At 26.1% G+C, this 3,389-nt stretch carries 2 protein-coding genes; both read left to right on the top strand.

Annotated features, from left to right (window positions below):
* The first annotated feature begins 213 nt into the window (after positions 1–213).
* The gene (locus AWT72_RS08220; RefSeq protein ID WP_067143500.1) at positions 214–1,725 is read left to right on the top strand and encodes a YfcC family protein; all 1,512 of its coding nucleotides are present in this window, start codon (positions 214–216) and stop codon (positions 1,723–1,725) included.
* 200 nt (positions 1,726–1,925) lie between these two features.
* Positions 1,926–3,266: an ATP-binding protein gene (locus tag AWT72_RS08215; RefSeq protein WP_067143497.1), complete on the top strand. Its 1,341-nt coding sequence runs from the start codon at positions 1,926–1,928 to the stop codon at positions 3,264–3,266.
* The last annotated feature ends 123 nt before the right edge of the window (positions 3,267–3,389 follow it).

Raw genomic sequence — 3,389 nt, 5'->3', positions numbered from 1 at the left:
ATCATAGTTGGTCTCCTTTATATTAATGGTCTTAATTAAAGTATATTTAAAAAAAAATAAAAAAGCAAGCGAAAAATAAAAATGATAATTATGCTTTTTAAAAAATTAGGGTATAATATTAGAAAGAGATAATGTAATAAAAAAATAAAGGGAGGGGGAAGTGTAATAAAATATATTTACAAATATGTAAAATATGTTTATTATGCATTGAAAATGACTGATAAGAAAAAAAGAAGTTTTCCAACTTCATTTACAGTATTATATATTGTTTTAGTGTTAGCGATAATTTTGACTTATGTAGTTCCAGCAGGTAAATTTTCTCGTTTAAAATATGAAGGAACAACAAAAGAATTTATTATTACAAGTCATAGTGGTGAAACTTTAGCAAAACCAGCAACACAAGAAGTATTAGATGAGTTAAATATAAAGTTAACACTAGATAAATTTGAATCTGGGGATATACAAAAACCAGTAGCAATACCAGGAAGCTATATTCAAATTGAACAGCATCCACAAAGTGTTTTAGAATTAGTAAGAGCACCTATACAAGGATTTAATGAATCAGTTGATATCATGATATTCGTTTTAATATTAGGTGGAGTTATAGGTGTGCTTAATAAAATGGGAGCATTTGAAGCTGGAATGGCAGCATTATCTAGAAAAACAAAAGGAAAAGAATTTTTATTAATCGTTATAGTATTTACACTTGTAACTATTGGGGGTACAACATATGGTATGGCAGAAGAAACTATAGCATTTTATCCAATTTTATTACCATTATTTTTAGTTGCAGGATTTGATGTTATTACAGCTATAGCATCAATTAGTTTAGGAGCATCAATAGGGACAATGTATTCTACAGTTAATGCATTTTCAGTTGTTATTGCATCACAAGCTGCAGGTATTACATTTGATCAAGGTTTAAAAATTAGATTAATAACTTTGATTATGGCTTATTTTATAACATTAGCTTATTTATACTGGTATTCTCAAAGAGTTAAAAAAGATCCAACAAAATCAGTTGTGTATGGTCAAGAAGAAGAAATCAGTGCCAAATTTTTAAAAGACTATAATCCAGATGCCGAAATTAATTTCACATGGAGAATATCACTTTCATTATTAGCTTTTGCTTTAGCATTCCCAGTTATGGTTTGGGGAGTTTCTAAAGGTGGATGGTGGTTTAATGAAATGTCAGCACTATTTTTAGCAGTTGGTTTATTCGTTATTATCATTTCAGGAATAGGTGAAAAAGTAGCAGTTGGTTCATTTATGAAAGGAGCAGCTGATTTAGTAGGTGTTGTATTGATAATAGGATTAGCTCGTTCTATAAATACAGTTATGAATAATGGATTTATTTCAGATACATTATTATACTATTGTACACAAATAGTTGAAGGGATGAATAAGGGATTATTTGGAATAGTACAAATGGGATTATTCTCAATATTAGGTTTCTTTATACCATCATCATCTGGGTTAGCTACTTTATCTATGCCAATAATGGCTCCTTTAGCAGATACAGTTGGTCTTTCAAGATCAGTTGTAGTAAGTGCATATAACTGGGGACAAGGATTTATGGCATTTATTACTCCAACAGGATTAGTGTTAGTAACATTAGAATTAGTAGGTGTTACTTATGATAAATGGGTTAAATTTGTTTTACCAATAATGGCTATGATGGGAGTTCTTTCTACCATTATGATAGTTGTATCTACAATGCTTTAAATATAAATATATAATATGTGTTTTTTTAAAAAGACACATATTTTTTTGTTAAAAGTGTTATTTCGTGAAAAAATTAAAAAATAAAACATGTAATTTCGTGCGAAAATTAGAATATTGAACATGTGATTTCGTGAAAAAATATGAAATATAATGTTGTTATTTCGTGAAAAATATGCTATATTGATATTAGAGGTGGTTGTATGTTGAAAAGAAAAGCATATAATAAAATGTTAGAATGGAAAAATAATTTTGGCGGAAAAACTGCTTTACTGATTAATGGAGCTAGAAGAGTAGGTAAAAGTTGGTTATGTGAAGAATTTGCTAAAAATGAATACAAGTCTTATCTTATTATAGATTTTGGGAATGTACCAAAAGAAATTACTAATTTATTTATAGAAGAAAGTTATGATTTAGATTTATTTTTTCTTAAATTATCTACATTTTATGGGGTTAAATTTTATGAAAGAGAAACTTTGATAGTTTTTGATGAAATACAAATGTTTCCTAGGGCAAGACAGTTAATAAAATATTTAGTACAAGATGGAAGATATGATTATATTGAAACAGGTTCTTTATTATCTATAAAAAGGAATATAGAAAACATTATTATTCCATCTGAAGAAAAATATATGGTATTAAATCCATTAGATTTTGAAGAATTTTTATGGGCTTTAGGAGATACAAATACAATTCCTATTTTAGAAAATTTTTTTAATGAAAGAAAAGAATTAGGAAATTTATTACATAAAAAAGTTTTAAATGATTTTAGGCAATATATGTTAGTTGGTGGAATGCCACAAGTTGTGAATGAATATATAAAAAGTAAAGATTTTTACAAAGTAGATTCTATAAAAAGAGATATTTTAACACTATATAGAAATGATATTGCAAAATTTGCTGGTTCTAATCAAAATAAAGTTTTATCAATATTTGATGAAATTCCAGGGCAATTATCTAAAAAAGAAAAAAAATATGTCTTATCATCATTATCAAAAAATGCTAGATTTAGAGACTATGAAGACTCATTTTTATGGTTAGCTGATGCTATGATAATAAATACATGCTTTAATTGTACAGATCCTAATGTAGGATTATCTTTAAGTAGTAATTTTTCTACTAGAAAATGCTATATGGCAGATACTGGACTTCTGGTAACACAAATTTTTTATGATAATGAATATGAAAATAATGATTTATACAAGAATATACTGCTTGATAAAATAAATATTAACGAAGGAATGTTCATGGAAAATATAGTGGCACAAATGTTAAAATCAAAAGGTCATAATTTGTTTTTTTATTCTAGAAATGATTTAGAAAACAGGAAAAATAATATGGAAATAGATTTTATTTTATCTAATCATAAAAAAATATTTCCAGTTGAAGTTAAATCATCATCTTATAGAAAACATTCTTCATTAGATAAATTTAGAGTTAAATTTAATAAAAAAATAGGAGAATCAATTATACTATATCAAAAAGATTTAATGATAAAAGATGGCATTTTACATTTACCAATATATATGGCAATGTTTTTATAAGAAAAAAATAATTGGACTATTAAAAAATAGTTCAATTTTATAAAATGCACCTGAACACTCGTGACTTAAGTTGTGATATGAAAGGTGCTTTTCATATGTAATGTGAAAAACAAAAAATATGTA

The organism is Oceanivirga salmonicida (assembly GCF_001517915.1).
Taxonomy (GTDB): domain Bacteria; phylum Fusobacteriota; class Fusobacteriia; order Fusobacteriales; family Leptotrichiaceae; genus Oceanivirga; species Oceanivirga salmonicida.
This window is presented reverse-complemented; position numbering and strand designations above follow the sequence as displayed.

Bases quoted from the DNA above. Each gene is read 5' to 3' on its own strand.
- AWT72_RS08215 (WP_067143497.1), top strand. From the start codon at position 1,926: ATGTTGAAAAGAAAAGCATATAATAAAATGTTAGAATGGAAAAATAAT.
- AWT72_RS08220 (WP_067143500.1), top strand. From the start codon at position 214: ATGACTGATAAGAAAAAAAGAAGTTTTCCAACTTCATTTACAGTATTA.